Raw genomic sequence first — 5,907 nt, forward strand, 5'->3', positions numbered from 1 at the left:
ATAAAAACTTTTGTTTTTCTTATTAACTAACCAACAAAAACTTAAAATTTTCTGATGCAAACATAAAGAGTATAATTTGAATCACAAAAATAATAGTCGTTAAAAATACATTAAAATTCGACTAAATACATAATTTTATTAAAATTTATAGTTATTTTCTTATACAAAAATCCATTACTATTTTTAAAAACTTATTTTTTTATGTAGTCTAATCAATTGATGACAATAGAACAATAAAAAAGACAGTCACCCCCATGACTGTCTTTTTATTTTCAACCTAATTTAATTTTTAAAAAAAAGTCACCCCCATGACCCTTTTTTATATCAAATCAATCTCAATTTTTCAATTAAGATTTAAATGGTGCATCCAATAAATTGAATGCTAATAATAAAAGCTTCCTTAATTACTAACCAAATAAAAACCTAAAACTTTTATGGTACAAATATAGAACATTTATTTCAATTAAGTCGTTAAAATTATACTAAAAATCGATAAAATACACATTATATTAATTTTAAGAATACTAAACTTACAAAAGTAAATAATTAAAAAATCTAATATTATTTATAAATCGTATTTAATTTAAAGATAGAAATTGTAACAAAAAAGTAACCTTACCTACTTATATCGTATTAAAAAGTGTTTTGTACATTTCAAAACAAAATTCAACAACATACAATCCAAAATTCTGATGGAAAACCCACTAATAAAGATTACCAATATCAAAAGGAACTTTGTACTTGGTAACGAAATCGTTTATGTACTAAAAGGCATTGATCTAGAAATTAACAAAGGAGAATATGTTGCATTAATGGGACCTTCAGGATCTGGAAAATCTACCTTGATGAATTTATTAGGATGTTTGGACACTCCCACATCTGGAAATTATATCTTAAATGGAAAAGATGTAAGTCATATGAAAGATGACGAATTAGCGGAAATTAGAAATAAAGAAATTGGTTTCGTATTTCAGACATTTAATCTTTTGCCTAGAACAACCGCTCTTGATAACGTTGCATTACCAATGATTTATGCAGGTTATTCAAAGTCGGAACGCACAGTTCGCGCCACCGATGTTCTTAAGCAAGTAAATCTTGCCGACAGAATGGATCACCAACCCAACCAACTTTCGGGAGGACAGCGCCAGCGTGTGGCTATCGCAAGAGCATTGGTCAATAAACCTTCTATTATTCTTGCCGATGAGCCAACAGGAAACCTTGACAGTAAGACATCTTTGGAAATTATGAAACTTTTTGGTGATATTCACGCTCAGGGAAATACTGTCATATTAGTAACTCATGAAGAAGAAATAGCTGCTTATGCCCACAGAGTTATACGTTTAAGAGACGGATTGATTGAAAGCGATAATACTAAATAGTTTATATTATTTAAGTGTTTAATTATCGAAAAAAACTCAGTATCTCAGTAACTTAGAAACTTAGCAACTTATAAAAATGAAAGTATATACCAAAACTGGAGATAAAGGAACTACAGCTCTCTTTGGAGGAACCCGCGTACCAAAAGACCATATACGAATAGAAAGTTATGGAACTATCGACGAATTGAACTCTTATATAGGACTCATTCGCGACCAAGAAATTGACAATCATTACAAAGAAATTTTAATCGAAATTCAGGATCGATTATTCACCATCGGAGCAATTCTTGCTACACCTGCTGAAAAAGAAGTGATGAAAAATGGTGAACTGCGATTAAAAAATTTAGGAATAACTGAAACCGATATTGAATTATTAGAAAACGAAATAGATATTATGGAAGAAAAACTTCCACCTATGACTCATTTTGTTTTACCTGGCGGTCATCAAACTGTGTCATATTGTCACATAACAAGATGCGTTTGCCGCCGTGCTGAGCGTCTGGCAGTACATTTAAGTCATAATGAACCTATTGCGGAAATTGCAATTAAATACTTAAACCGACTTTCTGACTACCTTTTTGTATTGGCACGAAAGTTGTCATTTGATCTGAACGCTGATGAAGTAAAATGGATACCTAGAAAGTAGTATTCTGTTACCAGATAACAAGTGACAGTTTGCAGTACTTTAGAAAGATTTTCAGTATAAAATATGGAATCTGATATCCTAAATCTGCTGTCTCAAAGGACGTTCTTAACTTTATGAAAAATAAATCGTTTTTTACTTGCCTTTTTCAGTAAAAAAATTATTTTTGCACAAACTAAATTGAAAGATATGTATTGGACATTAGAATTAGCATCATATTTAAGCGATGCACCGTGGCCTGCTAACAAAGACGAACTTATTGACTACGCTATTAGAGCTGGTGCTCCATTAGAAGTGGTAGAAAACCTTCAATCAATTGAGGATGAAGGCGAGATATATGAATCAATGGAAGAAATTTGGCCAGATTATCCTACGGACGAAGATTATCTTTGGAACGAGGATGAATATTAAAAAAGTACACCAAGAAAAAGTCTCAAAAGAGGCTTTTTTTTTGTTTAAATTTACGCAGATATATTAAAATAGAAATAAAAACAAATCATGAGTTTCATAAACAGTATTATTAAAATCTTTGTTGGAGATAAATCTGAGAAAGATGTCAAAGCTTTACAACCGTATTTAAATAAAATAAAGACTTTTGAAAGCACTTTACAAGCTTTGTCACATGACGAATTAAGAGCTAGAACCGCTTTTTTTAAAGAAAAAATAAAAGAAGCTCGTGCCGAAAAAGATGCCAAAATCGCTTCTCTTAAACAAGAAGTAGAAAGTATTGAAGACATCGACAAACGCGAAGATATCTATATCGCTATTGATGCTCTTGAAAAAGAAGCCTATGATATTTCTGAAAAAACTTTGATGGAAATTCTTCCGGAAGCTTTTTCAGTAGTTAAAGAAACCGCAAGACGTTTCAAAGAAAATACTCAAATCACTGTAACTGCAACTGCAAAAGACAGAGAGCTTTCGGCTACAAAAAGCTATATTACTATTGATGGTGATAATGCTATATGGGCAAACTCATGGAATGCTGCCGGAAAAGAAATTACCTGGGACATGATTCACTATGACGTTCAATTAATTGGAGGTATGGTATTGCACGAAGGCAAAGTTGCCGAAATGCAAACAGGTGAAGGAAAAACATTGGTGGCTACTTTGCCATTGTACTTAAATGCCTTGACAGGAAACGGAGTTCACTTAGTAACTGTAAATGATTATTTGGCAAAACGTGATAGTACCTGGAAAGCTCCTTTATTCGAATTTCACGGATTGACTGTTGATTGTATCGATAATCACCAACCAAGTACTGAAGCCCGAAAAAAAGCTTATAATGCTGACATCACTTATGGTACCAATAATGAATTTGGTTTTGACTACCTAAGAGATAATATGGCTCACTCACCAGAAGATTTAGTTCAAAGAAAACACAACTTCGCTATTGTCGACGAGGTCGATTCTGTTTTAATTGATGATGCCCGTACTCCACTTATTATTTCTGGACCAGTTCCTCAAGGAGACCGTCATGAGTTTATTGAATTGAAACCAAAAATTGAAAATTTAGTTGCCTTACAACGTCAATTAGCAAATGGTTTCCTTGCTGAAGCAAAAAAATTAATCAAAGAAGGAAATACAAAAGATGGTGGTTTCCTATTATTAAGAGCTTATAGAAGTTTACCTAAAAACAAAGCTTTAATTAAATTTTTGAGTGAAGAAGGAATTAAACAATTACTTCAAAAAACCGAAAATCAATACATGCAAGACAACAACCGCGAAATGCCAAAAGTGGATGAAGCATTGTATTTTGTAATTGAAGAAAAAAATAATCAGGTAAGTTTAACAGATAATGGTATCAAATGGCTTTCAGGAGATACTGATGCAGACTTTTTTGTTCTTCCAGACATTGGAACTGAAATCGCTGCAATCGAAAAGAAAAAACTGGACAAAGACGCTGAAGCTGAAGAAAAAGAGAGATTATTCCAAGATTTTGGAGTAAAAAGCGAACGTATTCACACTTTGACTCAACTTTTAAAAGCATATACTCTTTTTGAAAAAGATGTAGAATATGTAATCATGGACAATAAAATATTAATTGTTGATGAGCAAACTGGCCGTATCATGGATGGTCGTCGTTATTCAGACGGATTACACCAAGCTATTGAAGCGAAAGAAAATGTAAAAATTGAAGCAGCGACTCAAACATTTGCTACCATTACATTACAAAACTACTTCAGAATGTACAACAAACTGGCTGGTATGACCGGTACAGCTGTGACAGAAGCAGGAGAACTTTGGGAAATTTACAAATTAGATGTTGTTGAAATCCCAACAAACAAAGGAATTGCCCGTATTGACAAAGAAGATTTTATCTATAAAACAACTCGCGAAAAATTCAATGCTGTAATAGAAGATGTAACTGAATTATCAAAAGCCGGAAGACCGGTACTTATTGGTACAACATCGGTTGAGATTTCTGAATTATTAAGCCGTATGCTTAAAATGAGAGGAGTTGCACACAACGTATTGAATGCAAAAATGCACAAGCAAGAAGCGCAAATTGTTGAAGAAGCTGGAAAAGCAGGTGTGGTTACGATCGCAACAAATATGGCTGGTCGTGGTACCGATATCAAATTAACTCCTGAAGTAAAAGCAGCCGGTGGTTTGGCAATTGTTGGTACAGAACGTCACGATTCACGTCGTGTTGACCGTCAGTTACGTGGTCGTGCTGGACGTCAGGGAGACCCAGGAAGTTCTCAATTCTACGTTTCTCTTGAAGATAACCTAATGCGTTTATTTGGTTCTGAAAGAGTTGCCAAAGTAATGGATAGAATGGGATTGCAAGAAGGTGAAGTTATTCAACATTCGATGATGACTAAATCTATCGAACGTGCTCAGAAAAAAGTAGAAGAAAACAACTTTGGTACCCGTAAACGTTTATTGGAATATGATGACGTAATGAACGCACAACGTGAAGTTGTTTACAAACGTCGTCGTCATGCATTGTTTGGTGAGCGTTTGAAATTAGATATTGCCAATATGCTTTATGATACTTGTGAATTAATTACTGACCAAAGTAAAGCTAACAACAATTTTAAAGATTTTGAATTTGAAATCATCCGTAATTTCTCATTCACTTCTCCTATATCACAAGAGGATTTTTCTAAATTAACTGAAATTGAAATTACTGGTAAATTATACAAAGCTGCACTTGAATTTTATACTCAAAAAACAGAAAGAAGTGCTAGAGAAGCTTTCCCTATCATCAAAAATGTTTACGAAGATAAAAACAATCGTTTTGAACGTATAGTAGTTCCTTTTACAGATGGTATAAAAATGTTCAACGTAGTAACTGATTTAAAGAAAGCTTACGAAACGCAAGGAAGCCAATTAGTAGCTGATTTTGAAAAAAACATCACATTATCTATTGTTGATGAAGCTTGGAAAAAACATTTACGTAAAATGGATGAATTGAAACAATCTGTCCAATTAGCAGTTCACGAACAAAAAGATCCATTACTTATTTACAAATTAGAAGCGTTTAACTTATTCCGTTCTATGCTTGATAATGTAAATAAAGAAGTGATTTCATTCTTGTTCAAAGGTGATTTGCCTGCTCAACAAGCTCCAGTTATCGAAGAAGCTAGAATCGAGCGTCAAGTCGAAGATTACAAATTAAGCAAAGACGAAATTCCAAATAGTGAAAGTTCAAACCGTGAGGCTGGGGAAACTCAACAACGTCAGGTAACTGAAACTATCGTTCGCGATCAACCAAAAATAAACCGTAACGATACGGTAACTATTCAAAATGTTGCTAACGGACAAAAACAAGAAATGAAGTTCAAAAAAGCCGAAAGCTTAATCGCTAGTGGAGCTTGGGTTTTAGTTTCCTAATAAAAAATAAATTTGATTTGGATCCCCAATTACAAAAGTAGTTGG

General features: G+C 33.3%; 4 protein-coding genes. All 4 read left to right on the forward strand.

Features of this window, described 5'->3' with window-relative positions; genetic code table 11:
• Positions 1–692: 692 nt before the first annotated feature.
• The 4 genes from VLC96_RS18195 to secA all read left to right on the forward strand — a co-directional run bounded on the left by VLC96_RS18195 (position 693) and on the right by secA (position 5,862).
• On the forward strand, positions 693–1,379 hold the full coding sequence (locus tag VLC96_RS18195; protein WP_325265200.1) for an ABC transporter ATP-binding protein: 687 nt from the start codon (positions 693–695) through the stop codon (positions 1,377–1,379).
• A 76-nt stretch (positions 1,380–1,455) separates the two neighbouring features.
• Positions 1,456–2,025, forward strand: a complete 570-nt coding sequence (locus VLC96_RS18200) for a cob(I)yrinic acid a,c-diamide adenosyltransferase (RefSeq protein WP_325265202.1) — start codon at positions 1,456–1,458, stop codon at positions 2,023–2,025.
• Between the two features lie 186 nt (positions 2,026–2,211).
• Positions 2,212–2,433 carry a DUF2795 domain-containing protein gene (locus VLC96_RS18205; protein ID WP_007138072.1) on the forward strand — a complete coding sequence of 74 codons (222 nt, stop codon included), beginning with the start codon at positions 2,212–2,214 and terminating at the stop codon, positions 2,431–2,433.
• 87 nt (positions 2,434–2,520) lie between these two features.
• Positions 2,521–5,862 (forward strand): preprotein translocase subunit SecA, encoded by a 3,342-nt coding sequence (gene secA, locus VLC96_RS18210; protein ID WP_325265222.1) that lies wholly within the window; start codon positions 2,521–2,523, stop codon positions 5,860–5,862.
• Positions 5,863–5,907: the final 45 nt, after the last annotated feature.

This window comes from Flavobacterium sp. (assembly GCF_035456085.1).
In the GTDB taxonomy this organism is placed as follows: domain Bacteria; phylum Bacteroidota; class Bacteroidia; order Flavobacteriales; family Flavobacteriaceae; genus Flavobacterium.

What these genes read in the sequence shown, in the direction of transcription:
- secA (WP_325265222.1), top strand. Translation starts at nt 2,521, where the DNA reads ATGAGTTTCATAAACAGTATTATTAAAATCTTTGTTGGAGATAAATCT.
- VLC96_RS18195 (WP_325265200.1), top strand. Translation starts at nt 693, where the DNA reads ATGGAAAACCCACTAATAAAGATTACCAATATCAAAAGGAACTTTGTA.
- VLC96_RS18205 (WP_007138072.1), top strand. Translation starts at nt 2,212, where the DNA reads ATGTATTGGACATTAGAATTAGCATCATATTTAAGCGATGCACCGTGG.
- VLC96_RS18200 (WP_325265202.1), top strand. Translation starts at nt 1,456, where the DNA reads ATGAAAGTATATACCAAAACTGGAGATAAAGGAACTACAGCTCTCTTT.